Raw genomic sequence first — 24,856 nt, forward strand, 5'->3', positions numbered from 1 at the left:
CATGCGACAAGTATTGATCCCGCAGCAACTTGCGGAGTTGCCGCGTGAGCTGCCCAGTGGCGGTATCGTCGTGCTCAGGGGCGAGACCATGGGGACCACCTGGTCGGTCCGCTATGTCGATACTGCCAAGCTGGCAGAGCGCACAGTGGCAGCTGCGGTTTCAACCGCGTTGGATCAGGTGGTGCAGCAAATGAGCACCTGGCTGCAAGACTCGGTGATCAGCCAGTTCAACCATGCGGCGCCGGGCACGATAGTGAAGGTGCCGCCGGAGTTTGCCATCGTCCTGACCAATGCGCTTGCCGTGGCGGCAAAGACGGACGGTTGTTTCGATCCTGCCATCGGGATATTGGTCGATCTCTGGGGGTTCGGTCCCCGGCAGGTACAGGTGTTGCCGCCTGCCCAGGTCAGTATTGACGAAGCATTGCGGGAGAGCGGCTGGAAAAAGCTTGAGTTCGACCCGGTCCGGCGCGAATTGAAGCAAGGGGGCAAGCTTGCGCTGGACTTTTCCGGCATTGCCAAGGGGTTCGGCGTCGACCAAGTGGCGCGGGTATTGCGCGCGCATGGCGTGCAGCATTACCTGGTCGAAGTCGGCGGGGAATTCTATGGGCAAGGCATCAAGCCAGACGGGCAGCCCTGGTGGGTAGCGCTTGAGCGCACGCCGGAAGCGGCCAGGCTGGATGAATACGTGGTGGCTGTGCACGGCTTGGGCCTGGCCACCTCTGGCGACTACCGCCGTTATTTCGAGCATCATGGAAGGCGCTACGCACACACCATTGATCCACAGACCGGCTGGCCGGTCGACCAGGCGCCGGTTTCCGTCAGCGTACTGTCGGCTAGCTGCATGGAAGCCGATGCATATGCCACCGCCTTGACTGTCATGGGGCTGGAGCGTGGGCTGGCCTATGCGCAGACGCATGACATTGCTGCTTTGTTCACGGTGGAAACCCCTGCCGGCTTGGAGCAGCATGCATCGCCCAGGCTGCGGGAAATGTGGCAGTGACGCGGCGGGTATCTGCTGCCCTGGCTGGCCTGCTGCTCAGCGAGACGGCGCAGGCTGCCGTGAACAATCCCGCTTTCAACCGCTACGCGCTTGCCTTGGGCCTGTGCATTGCCTATCTGCTATTTTGCGTTTGGATCATCAGGCGCCATCGGCGGCTGTCGGCGGTCCCGGGGCCAGTATCCCCTGTCGACGGCAAGGCCGTCCTCGTGGGCTATGCCAGCCAGGGAGGCTATGCCCGCGAGCTGGCCTTCAAGACGGCTGCAGCGCTGCAACGGCCCGGCGTCGCCGTGCATTGCCTGGCGCTGGATGCGGTGGATGTTGCCATGCTGGCTACCGTCCAGCGCGCATTGTTCGTCGTCAGCACCACCGGGGAAGGTGATCCTCCCGACAATGCCCGCCGTTTCGTGCAAACAACCATGTCGGCCACGCCGTCTCTTGCCCATCTGCAATATGGCCTCCTGGCGCTCGGGGACAGCAGTTACGCCAATTTTTGCGGTTTCGGGCATCAATTGGATGCCTGGCTGCAGCATGCACATGCATTGCCGCTGTTCGACCTGGTGCAAGTGGATGCAGGCGATGCCGGGGCTTTGCGCCACTGGCAATATCAGCTGGGATTGCTGGCAGGCAATACCGAGATGCCGGATTGGGAAGCGCCGCAATACCAGGCATGGCGCCTGGTGCAGCGCAAGCAGTTGAATCCAGGCAGCGCCGGCGCGCCGGTGTATCACCTGACGTTGCGCGCCGAGACAGTCGGTGTCTTGTGGCAAGCGGGCGATATAGCCGAAATTGGCCCGCGCAATCCGCAGCAGGCGGTGGTGCATTTCCTGGAGCAACTGGCATTGGATGGCGCCACGGTAGTGGAAGGCAGGCGCTTGAGCGATTGGCTGCAGGAGCGCCTGCTGCCCCATACGGAGTCTGAGCTCGCGGCCCTGCGGGATTTGTCCCTTGTGCAACTGGTACAACAGCTACGCCCGCTGCCGCATCGTGAGTACTCGATCGCCTCCCTTCCTGCCGATGGCCAGTTGGAGCTGCTGGTGCGGCAGGCTGCGCATGTGGACGGACGGCTGGGCCTCGGCTCAGGCTGGTTGACCCGGTATGCCGATGTGGGGGAGATGGTGGCATTGCGTATCCGCGAGAATGCGGCTTTTCATCCGCCCGATGAGCGCCGCCCCATGATACTGATTGGCAATGGTACCGGGATCGCGGGATTGCGTGCGCACCTCAAGGCGCGTGCCATTGCTTCCCGCTCGCCCAACTGGCTGTTGTTTGGCGAGCGCAATGCGGCACATGATTTTTACTTTATGGATGAGATCAGTGCCTGGCAGGCCAGCGGTATCTTGTCCAGGCTGGATACGGCGTTCTCCCGGGACCAGGCGGACAAGCGATATGTCCAGCATGTGCTGGCTTCACAAGCTGACCGCTTGCGGGAGTGGGTGGCGGAGGGCGCCGCCATTTACGTGTGTGGCAGTGCTAATGGCATGGCGCAGGCAGTGCATGCGGTCTTGTTGCAGGCGCTGGGCGAGGAGGCCATGTCCCGGCTGGCCTCCGATGGCAGGTACAGGCGGGATGTGTATTGACGTTTGCCCTGTCCCTGCTGCGGTATAAAAAGCATGCCTGGAAAAAACGAGGGTTGGACGGACGCCAGGCATGCGTAAAACGTTGTAAACAGTGCGTTACTGCGGAGACATGACTCCCGGTGGAAACAGGGATTTGCTCCAGGCCAGGCTGTGTGCCAAATCCTCATAGCGCACGATGCGGTTCCTGCCCAGGCGCTTGGCGGTGTATAGCGCAAGATCGGCCTGAGACAACAGTTCATTGATGGAACCATTCTCGTAAGGGCCATTCCAGGTGGCGTGACCGATGCTGACGGAGACTCTGCGGTGGTCGCCTGCCGATATCTTGAGTTTCTGGACAGCAAGGTGCAGTTTCTGAGCCATCGCATGGCACCCTTCTGCCGTGGTGGCCGGGAGCAGTACCACGAATTCCTCGCCGCCGAATCGGGCGACAAAGTCTCCAGGGCGTTGCATATTGGCGTGCAGCGCCTGGGCGATTTTCTTCAGGCACTTGTCGCCTTTCACATGGCCAAACTGATCGTTGTATCCCTTGAAGTGGTCGATATCCAGCATCAGGAGTGATATCGGCGTGCCATTGCGTTGCGCGCGCCGCCACTCGAGCTCTGCGGTTTCGTCAAAATAGCCGCGGTTATAGATGCCGGTAAGACTGTCCTTGTGGGCTTTTTCCATGAGATAAGCGTGCGAGTCGGCCAGGTCGCGGGTGAACTGGCTGAGCTGCAGGATCAGCACGGCAAGCAGCGTGGTGAAGGAAAACAGGCTAAGGAGGTGCGCCATATACCAGTTGGCACTGAATGGGGTATTGTCTATCAGCAGGTGCGAGACATGGCACAAGTGGGACAAGGCAGCGATGGAAAGAAAAATGGTGACCAGCTTATCGTCGCTGCAAAAAGCGCGCACCAGGACGAAGGTGGCTGCCGCCATGATCCAGCTCCCCCAGCCCAGCGGCGCAGTGACGATGGGCGAGCTGCTCATGATCGCGGAAAACAGGTTGCCCGCGTTGAGCGCCAGCATATAAACAATGATGCCAAGCAGCGGAGTGAGCATGAATGGCACCGTATTCTTGCCGAGGATGATGCGGTTCAGCTGCGGAAAGGACTCGGTGGCCTTGCGGAATGCCATTGCAATGATGATGAAGCCACAGAAGCCGAATTGCCAGTATGCCCCCCAATTCGACATGGTGTCGGAAGTCATGGGATTGGCATGGTCGGGCGACCCATGCATGGAGAGCAGGCTGGTGATGGCTGCCAAGGCATAAATGGCGTAGGCGCCGGCCAGGGGGAGCAAAAAGAACTGCTTCTGGATCTTGAACTGCAGCAGCAAGAGCAGGGCTGTGGTCGTAGTGCTGAGCACGACGATGGTGGCGACGGCTGGGGCGAATGCAGCCAGTTGCGGCCAGGGCTGGGTCGTGTGCAGCATGGCGAGCAGGCTGGCCACGGCCAGCAACAGCATGAGAATGCGTGTTGTCCAGCGTAACCGGGATGTCACTGTTTGGTGCAGGATGGCGTTCATCGCCTTCCTTTCGTTTGGTTTGCCTGTTGACTCGTGGCCCTATGTTGCAGCAGCTGGGGACTTTGTCATAGCGATCTGACAATTGTTGACAATTGCTGCGTGTTTGCTGGGGAAGGCCTGGGTGCGTGGCTAGGCGTGCCTGGGGATGAGGATGCTGAACGAGCTGCCCTTGCCAGGTGCGCTGGCGAGGCGTACTTCCCCCTGGTGGCGGGTGGCCACGGCCTGGACAAATGCCAGCCCCAAGCCAGTGCCTTCGATGTGGGGATGACTTTGCTGGTGGGCGCGGCTGAACGACTGGAAGAGCTGAGACTGGGCTTCGGGACTGATGCCAATGCCCTTGTCCTGCACCTCTAGGCTCCAGTACCTGCCCGAGGGGCGGATGCTGCATGAAATGACGGAATGGTCAGGGCTGAACTTGATGGCATTGCTCAGCAGGTTGGCCAGGGCGCGTTTGAGCAGGGTGCTGTCGACGCAGGCATGCGCCTCGAAAGGCGCGTCGGTCAGCGTGATGGTGATGTTGCGCTCATGAGCAAGGGCCCAGGCATCGTCTATCGCCTCGTGCAGCAGGTCCGCGAGGTTGTGTTCATGAAACTGGTAATGACCGGATTTTGCCCGCGTCAATTGCACGAAGTCGTCTGCCAATGTCAGGGCGTTATCGGCATGTTTCTCTATCATGGCCAGCCAGCGCTCCCCGTTTTTTTCCGGGGACAGTTTCTGCAATTCCACCAGCGATATGATGGAGGACAGGGGGGCTCGAATATCATGCGTGATGAAACGGAAAGCTTCGTCACGATCCTTTTCCGCCTGCCAGAGTTTAGATACATCGATGATGCTCAGTATCCAGCCGATGTGGCGCTCGGCAGCGTCCTTGCACGGGGCGAGCTTGACCAGCAGTTCGCGCTGCTTTTCATCCTGCGCCTCCACCTCGATGCCGGCCTGGGCCAGCAGGACTTGCAAGTTGATGGCTGGATGGCTGCTCTGCTTATCCTGAATATGCTGCAACAATGGCAGCAGTGGTTGCTGCTGCAGGGCCGTGGGATTGTCTGCGCCGAAATAACTGGCTGCCGCCTGGTTTGCGACACGGATGATGCCGCCTGGGTCGCAGATCAGGGTGGGATCCGGCAAACCATTCACGCTATCGCTGATGAAGCGGTGCATCCCCCGCAGTTGATGGGTAGCTTCGTGCAGGGCATTGATGCGTCTGTCCAGGAAGTCATGGAATGCTGCAGGAGGCTTGGACATCGGCAACATGGGGAAATCGCGCTTGAAGGATTCGAACTCTGCTGCCAGGAATCGGGCGGCGGTATCCAGTCGGTGCCAGCTCCAGAGCGGGTAGATCAGCACCAGCCCAAGTGCGCCTGCCGAGGGCGCCAGCAATAGGCCGGATGCGATGGCAGCCGCATAGGTAGCCAGGAGGAGCAGGACAAGCAGTGAAAAGCTGAGCAGCAGTGCTGCTAATGGACTGAGCAGCATGAAGCCAAGCAGGGCCATGCTGACGAAGACAAGGTTGAGGGCAACGTTTTGCCATGGAGCGGCAGGGGAGATCGTGCGGCCACTCAGCTGACTCTCCAGGATGTTGGCAATAATTTCAACACCCGGCATCAGTTGCCCGTCGCGTGAGACCGGGGTCGCATATTGATCGCCGATGCCGGTAGCGGTTGCGCCGACCAGCACCAACTTATCCTTGAACACCTCATCGGGTATCCTGCCCTCGATGACATCGCGGTAGGAGATGCGGGGGAAATAGCCCTGATTCCCAGCATAGGGGATCAGCTGGGCATCGGGCTGTTTCAGTGCTGTGCTCTGGTGCGGATGTCCTGCCGCGATCAGGACAGCGGTGCTGAAATGGGGATATTGTTCCTGGCCTGTCGATTGCCACATCAGGGCGGAGCGCACCACCCCGTCATCGTCCACCTTGATATGCACATGCCCGAGGCTGGCCGCCTCCTGTGCAAGCATAGGCGCAGGAACTTGTACATACGGGATCTGCCCCATCTGGTTGAAGACGACAGGCAGCGTGATTACACCGCTTTGCCTGATGGCCTGGGCCAGCAGCCGGTCGTCCTCGGGATGCTGTAGGTCAGCTTCGCTGAACAGGATGTCAAGGCCGATGGCGGCGGGTTGTTGCTCGCTGATGCGGTTGACCAGCTCTGCATGCAGGCTGCGACGCCATGGCCAGCGGCCAAGTGTGGTGATACTGTCATCGTCGATCGCGACGATGACCACCCTGCCGGTCAGCGGATGCTGCTGGCTGGCGATGATGGCATCATGGATCAGGTTGTCGGCAATGATGAATGTGCGCTGGTGGGACAATATCGCCACCAGCGCCAGGACGATTCCCGAAATCAATAGCCACAGCCGCTTGCTGTACAAGGGAGCGGAGGATGTCATCGCCGAGGCCATGCAGTGATTGATGCTACTCAGGACCTGGGTTTATCAAACCAGGTGCGATCCATGCCATTGTCCTCATGCTCTACTTCAATGATGCGGGCATCCGAGAATGGCCCGGTATCGTTTTCCAGTCTGGTGGCAAGCCTGACGTAATAACGCCCGGCGGGCAGCGACTGGATATTGATGCGTGGACTGTCCAGTTCCTGTTCGGCGACCAATGTGTCGAAGCGGGGCGAGCGGCTGATCTGAGCGATATAGCGGGCATCCTGCAGCGTACTTGTCCAGTAGGCCTCTCCTGCGATGATAGGCAGCGTATGCGCATCCTGGCTGACGGTCAGGGAGGCTGGCTGGCTGTATGGGCCCAGGCGGCCTTCTTCCTCGGCATTGACAGAAGCGACGCGCCAGTAATAGTCACCCTCCGCGAGCGATGCGAGCTGGTATTGGCAGCGGTCCAGGGGACCACTATCCACCACCAATTCCCGGAACTCGTCGTCAGTGGCAATTTGCAGGTGATAACCTTGTGCTCCTTCCACCGGCGTGCAGCGCAGGATGCCGTTGCCGTCAATGGGTTGACCTTGCTGAGGGGACAGCAGCCAAGGACTGGAAGGATGGCTATGAATGATGAAACGGTGCTGGGCTTCGTATCCCGGAATACCATAGCTGTCCAGCGCGCGTACTGCCAACAGGTACTCACCATCCTGCAGGGATGGCAGCGTGGCGCTGGCGGAATACGATGCCGCGTTCCATAGCACCTGCTCCATGCCTTCGTCCTGGGCAATCCGGTACTGGTATTCACTCCCGCCATTCACGGCCGGCCAGTCGAACTGCAATAATTCGGGCTCAGGAAGCATTGACGGCAACTGGCTCAAGTCCGGCGCTGCCAGCAATGGCTGCACTTCCCCGAGCCCGTTGCCCGAGGCTGCAATACCTTGCCCGGCTTGCAGCATCTTGCCGCTCCTGGACTTGCCTGGCTGGGGCGGCTGCATTTCCACCTTGCCCTGCGTCACGCTGGTGGCGGAGACACTGCCAACCCCCACACTGAAACGCGTGCCGCGCACTGCTGCCACGGCCTGCGGCGTGATGACCTTGAAATGCTGAGAATTGCACTTGGGCGCGGGCGTCACGGAAACGTCCATGTTCCCCTGCTCAAGGTAGATGACCCTTTGGCCCTGCGGCACGAGACCGCTTTCCTTGATGCGGTCCAGGCGCACGTGAGTATTGGACAGGATGCGGGCGACACTGTGGTCGGCAAACTCCAGCGAAAGATAGCTGTGCTGGCCAGTACGGACGATGTCGCCTTCGTTCAGCTGGTCGCCGTGCGCGATGCGTTTGATCGTGTTGCCTGCATCATCGACCAGCCATGCCTCACCATGGACAAAGCTGGCAGTCACAGTGCTGCTGACCTTGGGGATGAGCAGGCTGGTACCTGGCTTCAGGCGGTGTGGGTTGGAAATATGGTTGAGTTTCTGGATATCCGGCCAGGCATGGGGATTGCCCATGTAGCGGGCGGCAAGGTTGTAAAGATTGTCCCCGGGCTCGACGGAATGGCTGATGGTACCGGCCTGGGCCGATGCATGAACTGCCAATGCGAGCCCCGCGAGGGAAGCCACCTGCCAGCAAGGCCGCCATGGCGGGTTTCCGTGATTGCGTGCTACGTTCATATGATCCTCGGCGATGAATTAATTAATTGTTTTCTTCCACTAGGGGTACCAGCGTATCGCTCTCGAGTCGGTAGCCCATGCCATATACCGCGGTCAGCTTGTAGCCATTGTTGGGGTGCAGCTTGAGCTTGGAGCGTATCGCTGAAATATGCGTATCCAGCGTGCGGGTCTGCAAGTCCACCGACTGCATGCCCCATATCTGTTCCTGGATATGCTGGCGCGACAGCAGGCGCCCCTGGTTCTGGAACAGGAACAATGCCAGTTCAAATTCCTTGTTCTTGAGGGCGACCGGTACGCCATGATGCTCGAAGCGCTGCTGCGCCACATTGCATTTGTAGTTCCCCCAGACGAACTCCTGCTGGCCTTGCTGGGGGTATAACCGTCTTAATAGTGCATTGATGCGGGCATGCAGCTCGCGCACGCGAACCGGCTTGCTCATGAAGTCGTCTGCACCGGAGGTGAGCCCGTGTACCACGTCGCGCTCATCGCTGCGGTTGGTGATCATGAGGATGGGAATAGCCTCCTTCAGGTTGGTGCGTACCCACTTTACGATATCCGGGCCGGAAGTGTCCGGCAGTTCCCAATCAAGAATGAGAAAGTCGAAGGTTTCGTGTTGCAACGTACGCAGCAAGGATTTGCCGTCACTAAAAGTGTGGCAGTCATGTCCCAGTGACACGACGGTTTTCTCTATCAGCTCCAGTTCAGAGTTATTGTCATCCAAAGCAGCAAAACGCATTTCTTTTCAATCCTCTTTTTGCATTATAGGCGCGCATGAAGGAAACATGCCAAGCCATTGCGGCAATATCACGCACCACCGTAGCCAATCTTATACCGGGCCAGGGCGGGGAGATTGTCAACAAATGTCAACGGATCAGGTCTCGTTGTGTGCACATCATTGGTGCATTGAACTATTTTGGTGCACCCAAATATCCCTAAACATCGTACCGATGCCCAAATTTTTTTACATCTATATGAAATATAAAAGAAATATTTGCTGGCATGAGAGTTGCTGAATATCGGCTGTTATAACGACGCAACTGAATGTGCCAGGTTTCTGGTGATTATCAACAATCTTTGATGCAAGGAGCATGTATGAAATTCATATCCGCTATCATCAAGCCGTTCAAGCTTGACGAAGTGCGGGAAGCTCTTTCCGCTATTGGCGTGCAGGGGATCACCGTCACTGAGGTGAAGGGATTCGGGCGACAAAAGGGGCATACCGAGCTTTACCGCGGCGCTGAATATGTGGTGGATTTTCTTCCCAAAGTGAAACTGGAGGTCGCCATAGAGGACAGCTTGCTCGACCAAGTGATTGACGCAATCGAGCAATCTGCCAGCACCGGGAAGATCGGGGATGGCAAGATTTTTGTCTTTGATCTTGAACAGGCTTATCGCATTCGCACCGGTGAAACCGGTGGCGATGCGCTTTGAGGGAGGGTGTCATGAAGCGATTTTTATCCATTTCTACCTTGCTGGGCGGCATGCTGGCGGCAGGTTCCAGCTTGGCTGAAGAAGTAGCCGAGGAAGCGCCGGCAATATTGAACAGCGGCGATACCGCGTGGATGATCGTAGCCACCGTGCTCGTCATCATCATGGCCGTGCCTGGCCTCGCCATTTTCTACGGCGGCATGGCACGTTCCAAGAACATGTTATCGGTACTCATGCAGGTGCTGGTGACATTCTCACTGCTGTCCGTATTGTGGGCAGTGTATGGCTACAGCCTGGTCTTCACCGAGGGCAATGCCTTCATCGGCGGCCTGAGCAAGGCGTTTCTGTCGGGCATTACGCCGGATAGCCTGGAGGGCACCATTCCTGAACTGTTGTTTGTTACCTTCCAGATGACATTCGCGGCCATTACACCGGCCCTGATCGTCGGCGGCTTTGCCGAGCGCATCAAGTTCTCTGCAGTCCTGCTGTTCATGGTGCTGTGGATGACTTTCTCCTACCTGCCCATGGCGCACATGGTCTGGGGCGGCGGCTGGATCGGCGAAATGGGCGCGGCTGACTTTGCTGGCGGCACCGTGGTGCACATGAACGCGGGTATTGCTGCCCTGGTCGGCGCCTTGGTACTGGGCAAGCGCATCGGCTTCGGCAAGGAAGCCATGCCTCCGCACAACATGGTCCTGACCATGGTCGGTGGCTCCCTGCTGTGGGCTGGCTGGTTCGGCTTCAATGTCGGCAGTGAATTGGCTGCTGACGGCATGGCTGGCCTGGCAGTGGTCAACACTCAGCTGGCAACTGCCTCCGCTGTCGTTGGCTGGGTCATTGCCGAGTGGCTGAGCAAGGGCAAACCTTCCATGCTGGGCGCAATTTCGGGTGCCATTGCCGGTCTGGTTGCCATCACTCCCGCTTGTGGCTTCGTCGGTCCGATGGGTGCGATCGTGCTCGGCTTCATCGCCAGCCTCATCAGCTTCTGGTCCGTCACCAAGCTCAAGAACGCCCTGGGCTACGATGACACCATGGATGTATTCGGTGTTCACGGCATCGCCGGTATCGTCGGTGCATTGGGTACTGGCATCTTCATGGCGTCATCCCTGGGCGGCGTCGGTTACGACGAAGGCGTGACCATGGGCCACCAGCTCTACGTGCAAGCCGTGTCAGTGGGCTTCACCGTGGTCTACGTCAGTATCGTCAGCTACATCCTGTTCAAGATCGTGGACCTGGTCGTCGGCCTGCGTGTCTCCGAAGAGGAAGAGCGCGAGGGCCTGGATACCGCATCCCACGGCGAGCGTGCGTACCACTCCTAAATAGCCTGGCAGTTGCAGGCCTAGAAAAAGCCCGGCATTTGCCGGGCTTTTTTCATTTGGCGGTGGTGTTGAGTTCGTGCAGGACTTTCCGGGCGCCAGCGATGCTCAAGTGGTTGTCGTCATAATAGAGTGCCTGGCCATCGGCGGCCGCCGGGCAGTGTCCATGCGGGCAAAGTCGTTCCACCGGCTTGATGGCGTGCAGTCGTTCACCATAAGGCAGGCTGTCCAGTTTCCCCAGGATGAAGGCATGGCGGGCAAGGTAGAATTCCCGGCTGGTCATGTGATCAAGATCGTGCGGCGAGATGGTGTGCAGGATGGACATCGGCATGATTGCCTTGGTGATATCCTTGGGCAGCTCCGGGATGGGATACATGACATGTACCTCCTTGCCCGCCGCAAGCAGGCGGTTGATCGTGGCTGCCAGGCTTTGCCAGTACTCCTCCCTGAGCTCCTCGCGGCTCAGGCCCGCATACTCGGCCGTGAATTTGTTGACCGGGCTCTTATCCGGCAATGACGGATAGTGTTCCAGGTTGCCGAACAGGGCGCGGGTGTAGCTGAAGCCGATCAATACGTGCCTGATCTCCTGCCGCTGCTCCAGGTGGGCAACGGCTTCGCGCATCCAGGCGCTGCATCCAGGCTCCCTGGCCTCAAACAGCAAAGAGGGCGAGCAGGCGCTGAAGCTCAGGTGCAGCAGGCCTTCGTCGCGTTGCTTGAGTTTTTCTCCCAGGGCATAGGCCAATTCCACGGTGTGGCTGTCACCCAACGTGGCCCAGGTAATGCGCTGGCCGAAGTATGTGCATGATTGCGCCGGTTTAAGATAGTCGGTGCCGCTGGTGTGGCATTTCTCCCGCAATGGGCTGCCAACGGCGCTGGTCATGAGTTCCGGTTGCTGGAAGCGCCCGGGAAAGCCCTGGCCCAGCATTCCAGCCAGTCCTGCGGCCAGCATTACGGCGAATGCTACGCCGGAAAGCTGGAAGACGCGGTTGCGGGAGTAGCGTTTCTTGTCGCGGAAGGGCTGTTCCACATAGTAATAGCTGAGGATGGCGAGCAGGAAGGCGAGCGCGATCGCAACGAAGAACATCATCGCCCCGGGATGGGATGCGCTTTTCATGCGCAGGAAGGCAAACAGCGGCTGGTGCCAGAGGTAGAGCGAATAGGAAATCAGGCCGATGCCGACCATGGCCCGACTACACAGGAGTTTTCCTAGCGTGTCGGAAGGATCGCAAAACGCGATGACGAGGCAGGCGCCGAGCACGGGGAGGAGGGCGAAAAAGCCGGGGAATGGTGTTTTCTGGTCGAGCAGGAAAACGGCGCCGATGATCAGTGCGTATCCGCTCCACGCCAGGCCGTGGCGTATGATTCTGCCGGGTCCGCGCCATTGTTCTGGCCGGGCCAGTGCAAGCAGGGAGCCTGCCAGCAATTCCCATGCGCGGCTGAAAATGAGGTAGAAGCTGGCATCGACCGCATCCTGCCGCAGCAGGTATTCCGACACGGCCAATGATGCCAGGGCCAGGATCAGCAGCAGCCAGGCAATGTTGATGCGGCGCATGAACCACAGCCCAGCCAGCAACAGCGGGAACAGCAGGTAGTACTGCTCTTCCACCGCGAGGCTCCAGGTATGGAGCAGGGGTTTCTCTTCCGATGCCGTGGAGAAATAGCCACTGCTGAGGTAGAAGAATACATTGGAGCCGAATGCGGCTACCGATACCAGGCTTCGCGCATAGTCCTGCATCAGCGAAGGTGGCATGAGGAGAAATGCCGCGATGCTGGTGGCGAGCAATACCACACTCAGGGCAGGCAGGATGCGACGTGCGCGGCGTTCGTAGAAATTGAGAATGGAAAAGCGTTGCTGCGCGAGCTCATCGCGCAGGATGGACGTGATGAGGTAGCCGCTGATGACGAAAAAAACGTCAACCCCGACATAGCCGCCGCTGAACCCCGAGAAGCCGGCATGGAAGAATACCACTGCCAGGACTGCAACCGCACGTAACCCGTCTATCTCCCGCCTGTATTTCAAAAGCCCCTTTCCGCTTGCGCTCGTGCAAGGTGTGACACTCCGCGTCGCCTGAAATTCAGCATGGCCTGATGCCAAACCTGATGGCTATCTGGTGCGCGGTTGGCCAGTATGCAGGCAGTCAAATCAGGATTATATGCGCTTTGAGGCTGAGTCCGCGCGGATAGAGGGGCTGGGCCTACAGGAAGATGTTGCGTGCCTGCAGGCGCGTGGTATTCCAGCCCAGGTGATCGTAATAGGCAATGGCGGGCTGGTTGTCCATGTCCACCAGTAGCTGGGCGCGGGTGGCGCCGTGTGCCTTGGCCCAGTCCAGCGCCTGATGCAATAGTTGCCTGCCCAGGCCGAGGCCTCGGTATTGCGCATCGATGACCATGTCCTCTATCCAGGCGGCAGGGCTTCCCTGCGCGGTAGAGACGACCAGTTGCGCACTGACCATGCCGATCACCTCGCCGTTGGCAAGGACTGCCACCAGGATGGCGCCCCGGTCCGGTTTCCCCAGCAGCAGGCGCAACCCTGCGGCTTGCTTGGCCGGGTTGGGGGTGAAATCCTGTTCTATGCTGAAGAGTTGCTGTAGCAGGCCGCACAATGCAGGAATATCTGCAGGCTCAGCCGTGCGGAGGATGGCAACAGGCTCAGTCATGATCTATCGGCTCTTCCGTGTCGTAGTGAATGATGGCAAGAAAGCGGATTGGCAGTTTCGCATGGTATTCCGGACGGTGCGGGATCTCGCCGCGGAAGGTGAGGGCGTCACCCGGCTCCAGCATGTAGACCTCTTCGCCCACGCGGTATCCCAGCTCGCCTTCGAGCATATAAAGAAACTCAGTGCCGCTGTGCTCAAAGGAGGGAAACTCTTCACCCGGATCTTCCAGCGTGATGAGAAAAGGCTCGAACAGCTTCTTGGGACCCTGGTCGTAAGCCAGCAGGTGATAGGTATGCCCGTTACGGGTGCCACGGCGCACCACTTCCATGCCCTGGCCTTTTTTTACAAGCTGGGCGCCACCGGTTGGCTGGTTGTACCCCTGGAACAGCCTCGAGATCGTCACGCCAAGACTATTGGCAAGCTGTTCCAGGGTATCCAGGCTGGTGGAAACCAGGCCGTTCTCGATCTTGCTCAGCATGCCGCGGCTGATATTGGCGCGCTCAGCCACCTCTGCAATGGTCAGGCCATGCTGCTGGCGAATATCCTTGATCACATTGCCCAGGTGCTTGCCTAGCGGCTTGATCTCGCTGTCGCCGCCTGCCGGCGAGGTTTTTTTCATATTCTCCGCCATGTCCTGCCTTTCCTGCTTTTCTCCAGGTGTTCGCTTTGCCTGATTCTTGCTTTCTGCAAGCGATACATTGCAAAATGTTTCCTGAAATTAAAAAAAGTTTATTAATAATATGGGATGGTCACCTATCGGGCAAGGTGATCACGCAATATACAAAATACAAAGGAGTGATTTCGTTAATGAAACCCGTCATGATCATACAATTCAGTGCTTCCGAGGGGCCTGGACACTTTGGGGATTTTCTTGCCGGCGAGCATATTCCATTTCAGGTGCTGAGAATGGATCGCAGCGATCCTTTGCCAGCGGAAATTCGGGACTGCAGCGGCCTGGCCATGATGGGGGGGCCGATGAGCGCCAATGATGATCTGCCATGGATGCCGACGCTGCTGGCATTGATCCGGGACGCAGTAGCGCAGAGGGTGCCTGTGATCGGGCACTGCCTGGGAGGACAGTTGCTTGCCAAGGCCATGGGCGGCGAGGTGACGGACAGCCCCCACGCCGAGATCGGCTGGGTGCGCGCCTGGCCCCAGCATGTGCCGCAAGCCCTGGAGTGGCTGGGCACCTGGGACGAACTGGAGCTGTTCGAATGGCACTACCAGACGTTCTCCATCCCGCCGGGCGCGGTGCATATCCTGCGCAGCGAGCACTGCGCCAACCAGGCCTATGTGCTGGACGACCTGCATATCGGCTTCCAGTGCCACATCGAAATGCAGGCGCACATGGTGCGCGAATGGTGCAGCATCTCGCCGGAGGAACTCAAGGGGGGCGCCGAGGCCGACCCTGCGCAACCCATGGTCCAGTCTGCCGTGGAGATATTGCGCGACCTCGATGTGCGCATTGCCACGCTGAACCGGTGGGCAGAGCATGTGTATGCGCGCTGGATCAAGGGGTTGCAGCGGGACTGAAGCCGCCCTGGAGCGCGGATACCACCTTGGAAGTACACCTTCGAGAGAATTCCCCGGGGCGGGCGTTTTGACTATCGTTGACCTTGAAATAATCACTTCTCAAGGATACAGCATGTCAAGGAATTCGATTCTCAACGAACGCCACCGCGCCCTCGGCTCCAAGCTGGATGGCGAGACCTGGAATGATATGCCCATTCCGTGGAGCTACGATACCGATGTCCACGACGAAGTCGTCGCGGTACGATCGAGGGCCGGGCTCTATGATGTCTCCGCACTGAATATCGTCAATGTCACTGGCCCGGATGCCGAGCGGGCGGTGGACCGCCTAGTGGCGCGGGACATCACCAGGCTCAAGCCGGGGCACTCGCTGCTGGCAGCGGAGGTGAATGAGGCTGGCGCTATTTGCGACGACATCATGGTGATCCGGGATGCTGCCAACAGTTTCCGCATCTCGCACGGCAGCGGCGCGACCAAGCAGCAGCTTGCCAAGGCGGCTGAGGGCCTCGATGTCAAGGTCGAGCCCGACCTTGACGCGCATATCCTTTCCTTGCAAGGCCCCAAGTCGCTGAGTGTGCTGAAGCCCTTGCTGGCGTTTGACCTCGATGAGCTCGCATATTTCCAGCACAAGCAGACCCAGTTGTTTGGCAAAACCGTTTACATCGCCCGCGGCGGCTATTCGGGTGAGCTGGGCTACGAAATCTACTGCCGTGCGGAGGATGCCGTGCTGCTCTGGGACGAAATCCTCAAGGCGGGCGAGCCGTTCGGCGTGATTCCCGCCTCATGGAACTCCCTGGAGCTCACCAGGATAGAAGCCGCATTGCTGTTCTTCCCGTTCGAAATGATAGAAGGCGACACCACGCCATGGGAGGTCAATATGGCCTGGGGTGTCGATATCGACAAGCCGGGCGACTATATCGGCAAGGCTGCCGTACTGGCATCCCGCGGCAAGGAGCGCTTCCGGCAGGTCGGCCTGATTTGCCGCGCGGCGACTGCCGTGGAGGCGGGCGCCGCGATCTACCATGAAGGCCGGCAAGTGGGGGTGGTCACCAGCGCTTCGTATAGCCGCTACCTGATGCAATCACTGGCGCTGGCGCATATTGCGCCTGCGCTGGCGGTCAATGGCACTGCCGTCGAGGTCAAGGGCAAGGCGGCAAGCTGGCCTGCCTATGTCGCGCCAACCCCATTCTATGACCCGCTGCGCCTGCGCACCCATCCACGGGAGGAGGTGTGAGCCATGCAGCATGGATACTGGATCAGGAGCAAGCCGGTCTATACCAGCCTGGCCTGGCAGTACAGGGCGCAGGCCCATATGGTGCTGGCCCATGGCGAGGCCGGGCGTGCCGTGCTGCGTCTTTACCAGCAACGCCTGCCCGAGCAGCCTGTGAGCGTCCTCTATCTGGTTGGCGACGAAGAGGCGGATTACACCGCCTCGCTGCGGGCCCTGGCAGGGGATTGCCTGCTGACATTCACTAAGCAGGAAGCATTATGGGCGGCGTTCAATGCCGCGCTTGCCTCCGCCTGCATGGGCACGCGCCTGTATGCCGCGGGGAATGAAGCTTTCCTCTGGCAAGTCTCGACACTGGCCGCCAGCCATGGCGTGCTCCATGCCGACATCATGCGCGAGCAGCCAGCCTCACTGGCCCGGCCAGTGTACTGTGTGCACTGCAAAACCATCACGCCACATGTCACGACCAATATCGCGGTATGCAGCGGCTGTCAGCGGCATCTGTTCGTGCGCGACCATTTTTCGCGCCGCCTGGGTGCCTATATGGGCCTGATGGTCGATGCCGAGGCGCCTGGCGAAGTTCCTGCTGCCGAGGAGATCTATCCATGAGCCATTTGAACGTCATCGTGTCCGCCATTGCCGATGTGGCGGAAGGCATACGCCATTTCACGCTGGTGGACGCAGCCGGCAGGGAGCTGCCAGGATTTTCCGGCGGCAGCCATGTGGTGGTGTCCATGCGCGCAGGGGCACGTACCTACCGCAATGCCTATTCGCTGCTGAGCCCTCCCTCGGATCGCAGTAATTACCAGATCGCGGTACGCCTGCAGGAGAATTCACGCGGCGGTTCACGCTTCATGCACGAGCAGGTGCAGGTCGGCACTGCGCTGGAGATTGCCTGGCCGGTCAACCTGTTCGCCATTTCCCGCGTCGGCCGCAAGCATATTCTGGTCGCAGGCGGCATCGGCATCACGCCATTCATGTCGCAGGCGCATGATTTGCTGCGCACCGGCGCCAACTTCGAGCTGCATTATGCTTTCCGCTCCCCGCGCCATGCCGCATTCGTCGATGAGTTGCGCCGCCTGCTGGGCCCCCGGCTGAAGTGCTACGACCAAAGCCAGGGACAGTTGCTCGACCCGGCTGCGCTGCTCTCGCACCAGCCGCTGGGCACGCATGTTTACGTATGCGGCCCCGGCGGCATGGTCGATGCCGTGCTGGATACTGCGGCCAGGCTGGGATGGCCCGACGCGCATGTCCACCATGAAGAGTTTCTTGCCCCGCCCGTGGGCGAACCGTTCGCGATCCGCCTTGCGCAGTCGCAACGGGTCGTGGAGGTCGGTGCCGAGGAAAGCATGCTGGAAGCGATGGAAGCTGCCGGCGTGGACGTCCCCTATCTCTGCCGCGGCGGCGCCTGCGGGCGATGCGAGCTGGAAGTGCTGGCGACGGACGGCGTGCTGGAACACCACGATCACTATCTTTCCGAGGATGAAAGGCGCGCAGGCAACAAGATCATGCCTTGCGTTTCCCGTGCCAAATGCACGTTTATCGAACTCAACCTTTGAGGTACACCATGAACAACCTTGCCTACAAACTCGAAACCTTTCGTGACGATTACACCTTTCGTAACTCTCCCGACGCGATTCGCCGCTTCCCCTTCCCCTTCGACCAGGACCATTACATGTACTCGGTCAATATCGAGCCGCACAAGCCGGGCGCCCCTGGCTCCGTGTTCGAGCACACGTTCGACATCGACGAGCACTATGTGGCCGAATGCGCGGACAAGGCACTGACCCTGGCGCAGGACAAGGGGCGTTATGCCGCACTGCCCCACATGATGGATGCGCAATGGGACTTCCTCGAGCTCACCATGGAGAGTCTCGCGCGGGATTATCCTGACCAGTTCAAATTGTCCAAGGAGGGTGAACGCTGGACCTGGACCAACCTGCCGCTGGGGATCGAGGATAGTTTCATCTTCGGCGATGCGTCCACCCTGCCCATGGAACCGCTCGAATACATGGGACGCCAGGTGCAGGGCGACTTCGTGCTGCTCGACCAGCGCGAAGGCACCTTGTTCGCGGATGCTGGCTTCATCACCAGCCAGGCGGACTGGTCGCTGGCATTCGATATCGGCATGGCATGGCATGAATGGCATGGGCCTGTGCCGCAGGTGGAAAAAATGGGGGTCATGGAGCGTGCACTCAAGTTCCTCCTGAGCCTGCAGCAGGGCAGCCCGGTACGCCGCCTCAACTGGACCATGACCATCAACCCGCGCCTGGATACCTCACCCGAGCACTATCCGCAATGGGGACCGGACAAACTCAAGGTGACCGCGGAAAATGCTGGCAGGAAGGCGCACCTGCGCGTGGAGCTGCAAGGCCTGTTCCGCCTGCCGCGCAGCAACGCCATCCTGTTCAGCATCCGTTGCTACCTCATGAGCCTGGAGGAAATGGCCACCTATCCGCGCTGGATCAAGCGTTTCCATCGCGTGATCCGCGACCTGCACCCGGACCTGCTGGAATACAAGGGCATCAAGGTCTATCACGCGCCATTGATGGCCTGGCTGGCGCCGCATGACGATGGCGAGGAATTGCCGCTCGGCACCCAGCCGGAATGACCGTCATGCCTGCCGGGATAGGATAAGGATCAGCCGGCCTGGCCGTGGCGCCTTGAGCTGTGTGCCTAGGCGCTTGCCGTGCTTTGCCGGCCGCCAAGCTTGCGCTGCAGTTGCATGAAGTCGGGAGCGGCTTCCGCATCCTCCTGCCCAAGGGCTGCGATGAAGCCCTCCACAGCGAGCAATTCCCCGGTGCTGGCATAGATGCCATTGCCGTGCTCCCATACCCACTGGTAGGTGCCGTTACGCGAATATAGCCGGTATACCGCCCGCAAGGATTGCTCCTGCAGCACCTGTTCGCGCGCGGCCTCCCAGACCGGCCTGTCATCGGGATGCAGCAGCTTCCTGAAGCTCAAGGCCGGGCTGGCGATCAGCTCATGTGCGCCGTAGCCCGTGAGGTTGAGGCTGCCGTCACTGACGAACTCGAAATTGAGGCCGTGGTCCGCCTTGCGCCGGTATATCATGCAGGGCACATTGTTGATGAGGCTGCTCAGCGAGTGACGGTTGCTCCTGAGGCTGGCTTCCACTTGGCGGGCCTCGGTGATGTCGGTGAGGGTGCCGACCACGTTGGCCCCTTCGTTTTCCGCCATTGCCGAGCTGCGGGCGCGGATTTCCACCCAGCAGGGTTCGCCGTTGCGCCTGATCAGGCGAATCTGCTCATTGCAGCGCATGCGTTTGCCGCGCGCGATCGAGTCGAGCCGGGCAATGGCCAATGGCTTGTCCTCGGGGTGGATGAAATCGATGAACGATTTGCCCAGTGATTCCTCGAGCGGGTATTCCAGCAGGGTTTCCCAGCTTGGGTTGAGAAAGCTCAGCTTGTTGCCGCGCTGCAGCTCGAACACGACCTCTTCCAGGCGGTTGATGAGCAAGTGGTAGTTGAATTGCTCGTTGAAGCGGACGCCGGTGGCCGGGCCGCTGGAAATCAGGGAAAATTGCAGCAGCAGGCGCTGATGCGTCGTGCCTTGCCCCATGGGCGAAAGCGAGAGCTTGCTCGGCAGCACCGTGCCGTCCAGGCAGAGCAGGCGCAAGGGGGTATCCGCGCCGCTCGAGGTGTCGATATTGGCCAGCCGGGAAGCCAGCAGCTTGTGGTCGCCAGGGTAGACGACATTGGTGAGCGGCATGCCGACAATCTGGTCCGACATGCCGGTCATGCCCAGCTCGTTGAGGAAGGCCTGGTTGGCAAAGACGACGGTATGGCCTTCAATCACCGCAGCCGGCGACGAAAGCCGGGATGAAACCTCGCGCTCCCAGTTGGGGCTCTGCATGCGCGCCAGCGTGCGGCTCGACCCCTGTCGCGCCAGCACTGGTGCCAGGGCGGCCATGAGCAGCACCGAGATCAGTACGCTGCCGGCGATCAGCAGCCCGGTGAGGTGCGTGGTGAACGGGGCGCCCGCAGACCACCAGCTGTTGAACACGAACAGAAAGACGATACTGAGGATCAAGGTGCTGAAAAGGTATAAGCTCATGGCAATCACTCAAGGCTAGGGTAATGTTGCGACTCGACAGATTCAGGGCCAGCCTGGGCCGCGTCATTGGCACATTGCGGCAACGCATGCTGCGTCATGCGCTTTACCTGCGCTTCATCACGCTGCTCGCCTGCACGGCGATACTGGCCGTGATGATGCAGGCGGGTTCGCTCTTTCTTCTAGATTACATACCTGCCAGCCAGTCTGCAATGCAGCAGGTTGCCCAGCGCAAACTCGAATGGGCGCGGTTCCTCGACAACCCGTCGCAGGATCGCCAGCCTGCGCCATGGAACGTCCATACCCTGACCGGGGGAGAAAACCCCCATGGCTGGTATGCCGGGCACCTGTCCGGCAAGCTGGCGAAGCTGGTGGAAGATGTCAGGGAACAGGAGCGTACCTATCACCTTGGGAATGCAGCCAGGGATGAGTGGCAACCGCAGCGGATGCTGGACAGCCACGATGCCCTGCTGGATGGCCTGCGCCGGGATGCGGAAGAGAAACAGGCGGTGCTGGTCATGCTGCAACTGATGGGCTTGCTGCTGCTGTTGTGCTGTCTTGGTGCGATGGCGCTGCTGATCCGGCAGGTGCTGATCGACAGGATTGCCGGGCTGGTGGCGCTGCTGCCGAACCAGGCATTGTCGCAGCAGGACAGGCGCGATCTCGACGAATTGTCGCAGCTCGAAAGCCTGGTGCAGGAATTCTCTGCCCAGATGCAGGGATTCAAGGCGGAAACCGAATGGTTCAACCGCACGCGCAGCGACCTGTTGCGCCGGATGCTGCGCGCGCATACCTTCCTGCACGACCTGGTGGTCGCATTCAATGACAGCGTCGTCAACGAATCCTCGCTCAAGACCATGATCTATGCCATGGAGAGCAGCCTGGATCTGCGCAATGTCGCATTGCATTTCATGCTGGACGGCGGGGAGGCCGGGGGAGAACGCCTGCTGTTTTCGCAGCATGCCCCTGGAGCCCTGCCGGAAGGGGTATCGCGCGACCTTGCCGTCAAGCGCTCGGCCAAGTTCCTGGTGGCCGATGGCGCGGAATGCATTGCCGCTACCTTTGCCTGTCCCGGGGACAACTCCGGCACGCTGCTGCTGGAAGCCAAGCCGGGGCAGGAGTTCCATGAATCCGATATCACGCTGGCGGAAATCACGGCGCAGCTGCTTTCATTGGTGCTCGGGGCGCAAAGCCGGGAAGAACAGGCGCGGCGGCTGGCCCTGTTCGAGGAGCGTGCCGCGATTGCGCGCGAGTTGCACGATTCCCTGGCGCAGTCGCTGGCCTACATGAAGATCCAGATCGCACGCCTGCAGACGCAGGGCAGCGGCGGCCAACACGACACCAATGAAATCACGACCGAGCTGCGCGAGGGCCTGGATACCGCCTACCGCGAATTGCGCGAGCTGCTGTCCACTTTCCGCATGCACATGGATGTGCGCGGCCTGGGGTTCGCCATTCAGGCGGCCATCGACGAATTTTCCCACCGCTCCTCCGTCTCCATCACGCTGGATAACCGCCTGGTCAATTGCCGCTTGACCGTCAACGAAGAGTTCCACATCCTGCATGTGATACGGGAGGCGCTCTCCAACATCATCCGCCACGCGGGGGCGAAGAACGTCGTGGTGGCCCTGGCCTACACGCCGGGCAGCACGGTCGTGGTTACCATAGACGACGACGGCGTGGGCATTCCCGCCACGGCCACGGACGAGCCCGGGCACTATGGTCAGAGCATCATGCGCGACCGGGCGTACAGCCTGGGCGGGGACATCACCATCAGCGCCAGGCGGCAGGGCGGCACGCGCGTCAGGCTGATCTTCACCCCCAAGCTCAACCAATGACAATGCCGTATTACAAATCATCAAACGAAAGTAAGTGAACACTATGCTGAAGGTATTCCTGATTGACGATCACGCCTTGTTCCGCAAGGGAGTGGGGCAGATGATCGCCGCCGATCCCCTGTTCGAGGTGGTCGGCGAAGCCTCCTCCGGCCTGGAAGGGCTGGAGCGCGCGCCGGGATTGGCACCGGACATCGTGTTGATCGACCTCAACATGAAAGGCGTGGATGGCCTGGAGACATTGCGCCGCTTCAAGGCCGGCAGCCTCCGGGCGCGCTTTGTCGTGCTGACGGTGTCCGATGCCGAGGACGACCTGCTGGAAGCCCTGCGGGCCGGGGCAGACGGTTACCTGCTCAAGGACATGGAGCCCGAGCAGCTATGCGACAGCCTGAAGAAAATTGCGGAAGGCGTCACCGTGATCCAGGACCGGCTGACCGAGGTGCTCAGGCAGGCGCTGCAGGAGCAGGGCAGCAAACCTGGCCCTGCCACGCCAGACCAGGTGTCCCTGACCGACCGCGAGCAGGAAATCCTGCAATTCCTGGCCGACGGCCTGAGCAACAAGGCGATTGCACGCAAGCTGGGCATTTCCGATACTACGGTGAAAGTGCATGTGAAGCACCTGCTGAGCAAACTGCGCCTCACCAGCCGCCTCGAGGCCGCAGTCTGGGCACACCGGCAGAAGTAATGCCATGCGCCACCCAATCCGGTGCGCTGTGGCGGCCTCCTTGCCGGGTAGCGATGGGCGGCTACCCCCTAAGGAGTAATCCGTAGGAGGAATTGTGGGCGCAGGCCCATCCGTTATCCAATGCAATCCTGGAAAAGATGCATTTCCGCATCTTGATATTCATCTTCAGGAGACTGCAAATTGAGTGCTACCTCATCCCTCGATGTCACGGCGGCCATCAGTGATCCGCCGAAATCCGGCAGCCTGCACCGCAAGATAGGCTGGCAGGGCGCGTTCTGGGTTGCCAGCGGCGTGCCGGCGCTGGTGCTGTTCTCGATCGGCGCCATTGCGGCCACCGTGGGCAAGCCCGCCTGGCTGGCCTGGATGCTGTCGATCACCTTCGGCTTCATCCAGGCCTTCACCTATGCCGAGATCGCCGGCATGTTCCCCCACAAGTCCGGCGGCGCTTCCGTCTATGGCGCGATCGCCTGGGTGCGCTACAGCAAGTTCATCGCGCCGATCTCGGTCTGGTGCAACTGGCTGGCCTGGACGCCGGTGCTGGCCATCGGTTCCGGCCTGGCTGCGGGCTACATCCTGCTGGCCATGTTCCCCGCCGATGCCGTCATCAACACCTGGCAGATCACCCTGCTGGACCTGAGCTTCCTCAAGTCCGATCTCAGCCTGCGCATCGATGCCACGTTCATCCTCGGCGCCGCGGTCTTGCTGGCCGTCTTCGGCATCCAGCATGGCGGCATCCTGCGCTCGGCGCGCGTGACCATGGTGCTGGGCCTGGCTGCCCTGATTCCACTCATGCTGATCGGTATCGTGCCCATCCTCACCGGCGACATTTCCGCGGCCAACTTCCTGCCGATCGCGCCGCTGGCCTTCGATGAAGCCGGCAATGTCATCAACGGCGAATGGAATATCGAAGGCTGGAAGCTCATGGCAGGCGGCATGTTCATCGCTGCCTGGTCCACCTACGCCTTCGAGACGTCCGTCTGCTACACCCGCGAATTCCGCAATCCCAAGAAAGATACCTTCAAGGCCATTTTCTACTCCGGCCTGCTGTGCCTGGCGGTATTCACCCTGGTGCCGCTTGCATTCCAGGCCGACCTGGGCCTGGGCCAGCTGGTGACGCCAGCCGTGCTGGATGCGGCAGGCAACGAAGTCAGCCCGGCCGTGTACGACGGCATGCTGGCCCCCGATATCTACAGCGGCATGGGCGTGGCTACGGCCCTGGCCGCCATGGTGGGCGGCAGCCAGCAGCTGGGCAACATCATCATCATCATCATGCTGGTGCTGGCCTTGCTGCTCTCCATCATGACCTCCATGGCAGGTTCCTCCCGCACCCTCTACCAGGGCGCGGTGGACGGCTGGCTGCCCAAGTACCTCTCGCATGCCAACGAGCACGGCTCGCCCACCCGGGCCATGTGGACCGACCTCTGCTTCAACCTCGTCCTGTTGCTGATGTCTGACTACGTGTTCGTGCTGGCAGTGTCCAATGTGTGCTACGTCATGTTCAACTTCCTCAACCTCAACGCAGGCTGGATACACCGGCTGGACAGGCCCAACTGGGAGCGTCCCTACAAGGCGCCGCTCATCCTCATCGTGCTCGGCACCATCCTCAGCTTCGTCAACGTGGCGCTCATGGGCCTGGGTGCGAATATCTGGGGCGAGGGCACCCTGTGGTCGGGCGTGGTCTGCGCGGCGCTGATCCTGCCGGTCTTCCTCTATCGCCACTACGTGCAGGACAAGGGCGTATTCCCCAAGGCCATGGTCGAGGACATGCACATGGGCGATGAAAGCGGCGTGAAAAAGCGCGCGGGCATCCTGCCCTTCGTCGCCATCGCCGTGGCAGTGCTGATCGTGGTCTATATGCAGCAGCTATAGGCGCGACTGTGGTGCCGTGAAGCAAGCCCCACCCCCGGGTGGGGCTTTTCATTGCCTGCCGCATCCCTTAGGCACGATGTGTTTTTTCTGCTGTTTTCCTGG

20 protein-coding genes are annotated in these 24,856 nt (G+C 60.2%); 12 read left to right on the plus strand and 8 right to left on the minus strand.

All coding sequences use genetic code 11. The features are described from left to right. Position 1 precedes the first annotated feature (1 nt). On the plus strand, positions 2-1,000 hold the full coding sequence (locus MFLA_RS02195; RefSeq protein ID WP_011478794.1) for an FAD:protein FMN transferase: 999 nt from the start codon (positions 2-4) through the stop codon (positions 998-1,000). Next, positions 997-2,577 carry a sulfite reductase subunit alpha gene (locus MFLA_RS02200; protein WP_011478795.1) on the plus strand — a complete coding sequence of 527 codons (1,581 nt, stop codon included), beginning with the start codon at positions 997-999 and terminating at the stop codon, positions 2,575-2,577. The genes MFLA_RS02195 and MFLA_RS02200 overlap by 4 nt, the downstream gene beginning before the upstream one ends. Before the next feature lie 96 nt (positions 2,578-2,673). On the opposite strand, the gene MFLA_RS02205 is transcribed toward MFLA_RS02200, so the two are convergent. From MFLA_RS02205 to MFLA_RS02220, 4 genes are all read right to left on the minus strand, one after another. Then, entirely contained in the window at positions 2,674-4,083 is a 1,410-nt protein-coding gene (locus MFLA_RS02205) for a GGDEF domain-containing protein (RefSeq protein ID WP_011478796.1), read from the minus strand. Positions 4,084-4,212: 129 nt separating this feature from the next. Next, positions 4,213-6,474, minus strand: a complete 2,262-nt coding sequence (locus MFLA_RS02210; protein ID WP_195742049.1) for a CHASE2 domain-containing protein — start codon at positions 6,472-6,474, stop codon at positions 4,213-4,215. Between the two features lie 29 nt (positions 6,475-6,503). Next, a complete protein-coding gene (locus tag MFLA_RS02215) occupies positions 6,504-8,135 on the minus strand; it encodes a FecR family protein (RefSeq protein WP_011478798.1) in 1,632 nt (543 codons plus the stop codon). Between the two features lie 22 nt (positions 8,136-8,157). Next, complete coding sequence (locus MFLA_RS02220; protein WP_011478799.1) at positions 8,158-8,871, minus strand: response regulator transcription factor; 714 nt, start codon at positions 8,869-8,871, stop codon at positions 8,158-8,160. Between the two features lie 356 nt (positions 8,872-9,227). On the opposite strand from MFLA_RS02220, the gene glnK reads away from it, so the two are divergent. Both glnK and MFLA_RS02230 read left to right on the plus strand, forming a co-directional pair. Then, the gene (gene glnK, locus MFLA_RS02225; protein ID WP_011478800.1) at positions 9,228-9,566 is read left to right on the plus strand and encodes a P-II family nitrogen regulator; all 339 of its coding nucleotides are present in this window, start codon (positions 9,228-9,230) and stop codon (positions 9,564-9,566) included. An 11-nt stretch (positions 9,567-9,577) separates the two neighbouring features. Further along, positions 9,578-10,882, plus strand: coding sequence for an ammonium transporter (locus tag MFLA_RS02230; protein WP_011478801.1), 1,305 nt, complete (start codon positions 9,578-9,580; stop codon positions 10,880-10,882). Positions 10,883-10,934: 52 nt separating this feature from the next. Here the strand turns inward: MFLA_RS02230 and MFLA_RS02235 are convergent, their stop codons facing one another. From MFLA_RS02235 to MFLA_RS02245, 3 genes are all read right to left on the minus strand, one after another. Continuing rightward, entirely contained in the window at positions 10,935-12,899 is a 1,965-nt protein-coding gene (locus MFLA_RS02235) for an acyltransferase family protein (RefSeq protein WP_048811504.1), read from the minus strand. 175 nt (positions 12,900-13,074) lie between these two features. Continuing rightward, the gene (locus MFLA_RS02240; RefSeq protein WP_011478803.1) at positions 13,075-13,536 is read right to left on the minus strand and encodes a GNAT family N-acetyltransferase; all 462 of its coding nucleotides are present in this window, start codon (positions 13,534-13,536) and stop codon (positions 13,075-13,077) included. Next, positions 13,529-14,167, minus strand: coding sequence for a helix-turn-helix domain-containing protein (locus MFLA_RS02245; protein ID WP_011478804.1), 639 nt, complete (start codon positions 14,165-14,167; stop codon positions 13,529-13,531). Before MFLA_RS02245 ends, MFLA_RS02240 begins: the two co-directional genes overlap by 8 nt. Positions 14,168-14,355: 188 nt before the next feature. Between MFLA_RS02245 and MFLA_RS02250 the strand changes: the two genes are divergently transcribed. The 5 genes from MFLA_RS02250 to MFLA_RS02270 all read left to right on the plus strand — a co-directional run bounded on the left by MFLA_RS02250 (position 14,356) and on the right by MFLA_RS02270 (position 18,905). Beyond that, positions 14,356-15,069 carry a type 1 glutamine amidotransferase gene (locus MFLA_RS02250; protein ID WP_229407122.1) on the plus strand — a complete coding sequence of 238 codons (714 nt, stop codon included), beginning with the start codon at positions 14,356-14,358 and terminating at the stop codon, positions 15,067-15,069. Positions 15,070-15,181: 112 nt separating this feature from the next. Further along, complete coding sequence (locus MFLA_RS02255) at positions 15,182-16,300, plus strand: aminomethyltransferase family protein (RefSeq protein ID WP_011478806.1); 1,119 nt, start codon at positions 15,182-15,184, stop codon at positions 16,298-16,300. A 3-nt stretch (positions 16,301-16,303) separates the two neighbouring features. Further along, complete coding sequence (locus MFLA_RS02260) at positions 16,304-16,903, plus strand: dimethylamine monooxygenase subunit DmmA family protein (protein ID WP_011478807.1); 600 nt, start codon at positions 16,304-16,306, stop codon at positions 16,901-16,903. Next, positions 16,900-17,853 (plus strand): PDR/VanB family oxidoreductase, encoded by a 954-nt coding sequence (locus MFLA_RS02265; protein ID WP_011478808.1) that lies wholly within the window; start codon positions 16,900-16,902, stop codon positions 17,851-17,853. Before MFLA_RS02260 ends, MFLA_RS02265 begins: the two co-directional genes overlap by 4 nt. 8 nt (positions 17,854-17,861) lie before the next feature. Next, positions 17,862-18,905, plus strand: a complete 1,044-nt coding sequence (locus MFLA_RS02270; protein ID WP_011478809.1) for a heme-dependent oxidative N-demethylase family protein — start codon at positions 17,862-17,864, stop codon at positions 18,903-18,905. Positions 18,906-18,970: 65 nt separating this feature from the next. On the opposite strand, the gene MFLA_RS02275 is transcribed toward MFLA_RS02270, so the two are convergent. Beyond that, positions 18,971-20,368 (minus strand): PAS domain-containing protein, encoded by a 1,398-nt coding sequence (locus MFLA_RS02275; protein WP_011478810.1) that lies wholly within the window; start codon positions 20,366-20,368, stop codon positions 18,971-18,973. 23 nt (positions 20,369-20,391) lie between these two features. Here MFLA_RS02275 and MFLA_RS02280 point away from each other — a divergent pair, with 23 nt between their 5' ends. The 3 genes from MFLA_RS02280 to MFLA_RS02290 all read left to right on the plus strand — a co-directional run bounded on the left by MFLA_RS02280 (position 20,392) and on the right by MFLA_RS02290 (position 24,754). Beyond that, a complete protein-coding gene (locus MFLA_RS02280) occupies positions 20,392-22,203 on the plus strand; it encodes a histidine kinase (RefSeq protein WP_011478811.1) in 1,812 nt (603 codons plus the stop codon). Between the two features lie 43 nt (positions 22,204-22,246). After that, positions 22,247-22,885 (plus strand): two-component system response regulator NarL, encoded by a 639-nt coding sequence (gene narL / locus MFLA_RS02285; protein ID WP_011478812.1) that lies wholly within the window; start codon positions 22,247-22,249, stop codon positions 22,883-22,885. 180 nt (positions 22,886-23,065) lie between these two features. After that, the gene (locus MFLA_RS02290; RefSeq protein ID WP_011478813.1) at positions 23,066-24,754 is read left to right on the plus strand and encodes an APC family permease; all 1,689 of its coding nucleotides are present in this window, start codon (positions 23,066-23,068) and stop codon (positions 24,752-24,754) included. Positions 24,755-24,856 lie beyond the last annotated feature (102 nt).

Source organism: Methylobacillus flagellatus KT (assembly GCF_000013705.1).
Taxonomy (GTDB): domain Bacteria; phylum Pseudomonadota; class Gammaproteobacteria; order Burkholderiales; family Methylophilaceae; genus Methylobacillus; species Methylobacillus flagellatus.

Bases quoted from the DNA above. Each gene is read 5' to 3' on its own strand.
- MFLA_RS02250 (WP_229407122.1), top strand. From the start codon at position 14,356: ATGATCATACAATTCAGTGCTTCCGAGGGGCCTGGACACTTTGGGGAT.
- MFLA_RS02265 (WP_011478808.1), top strand. From the start codon at position 16,900: ATGAGCCATTTGAACGTCATCGTGTCCGCCATTGCCGATGTGGCGGAA.
- MFLA_RS02280 (WP_011478811.1), top strand. From the start codon at position 20,392: ATGTTGCGACTCGACAGATTCAGGGCCAGCCTGGGCCGCGTCATTGGC.
- MFLA_RS02245 (WP_011478804.1), bottom strand. From the start codon at position 14,167: ATGGCGGAGAATATGAAAAAAACCTCGCCGGCAGGCGGCGACAGCGAG.
- MFLA_RS02255 (WP_011478806.1), top strand. From the start codon at position 15,182: ATGTCAAGGAATTCGATTCTCAACGAACGCCACCGCGCCCTCGGCTCC.
- glnK (WP_011478800.1), top strand. From the start codon at position 9,228: ATGAAATTCATATCCGCTATCATCAAGCCGTTCAAGCTTGACGAAGTG.
- MFLA_RS02275 (WP_011478810.1), bottom strand. From the start codon at position 20,368: ATGAGCTTATACCTTTTCAGCACCTTGATCCTCAGTATCGTCTTTCTG.
- MFLA_RS02210 (WP_195742049.1), bottom strand. From the start codon at position 6,474: ATGACATCCTCCGCTCCCTTGTACAGCAAGCGGCTGTGGCTATTGATT.
- MFLA_RS02260 (WP_011478807.1), top strand. From the start codon at position 16,304: ATGCAGCATGGATACTGGATCAGGAGCAAGCCGGTCTATACCAGCCTG.
- MFLA_RS02215 (WP_011478798.1), bottom strand. From the start codon at position 8,135: ATGAACGTAGCACGCAATCACGGAAACCCGCCATGGCGGCCTTGCTGG.
- MFLA_RS02270 (WP_011478809.1), top strand. From the start codon at position 17,862: ATGAACAACCTTGCCTACAAACTCGAAACCTTTCGTGACGATTACACC.
- MFLA_RS02205 (WP_011478796.1), bottom strand. From the start codon at position 4,083: ATGAACGCCATCCTGCACCAAACAGTGACATCCCGGTTACGCTGGACA.
- MFLA_RS02195 (WP_011478794.1), top strand. From the start codon at position 2: ATGCGACAAGTATTGATCCCGCAGCAACTTGCGGAGTTGCCGCGTGAG.
- narL (WP_011478812.1), top strand. From the start codon at position 22,247: ATGCTGAAGGTATTCCTGATTGACGATCACGCCTTGTTCCGCAAGGGA.
- MFLA_RS02220 (WP_011478799.1), bottom strand. From the start codon at position 8,871: ATGCGTTTTGCTGCTTTGGATGACAATAACTCTGAACTGGAGCTGATA.
- MFLA_RS02240 (WP_011478803.1), bottom strand. From the start codon at position 13,536: ATGACTGAGCCTGTTGCCATCCTCCGCACGGCTGAGCCTGCAGATATT.
- MFLA_RS02230 (WP_011478801.1), top strand. From the start codon at position 9,578: ATGAAGCGATTTTTATCCATTTCTACCTTGCTGGGCGGCATGCTGGCG.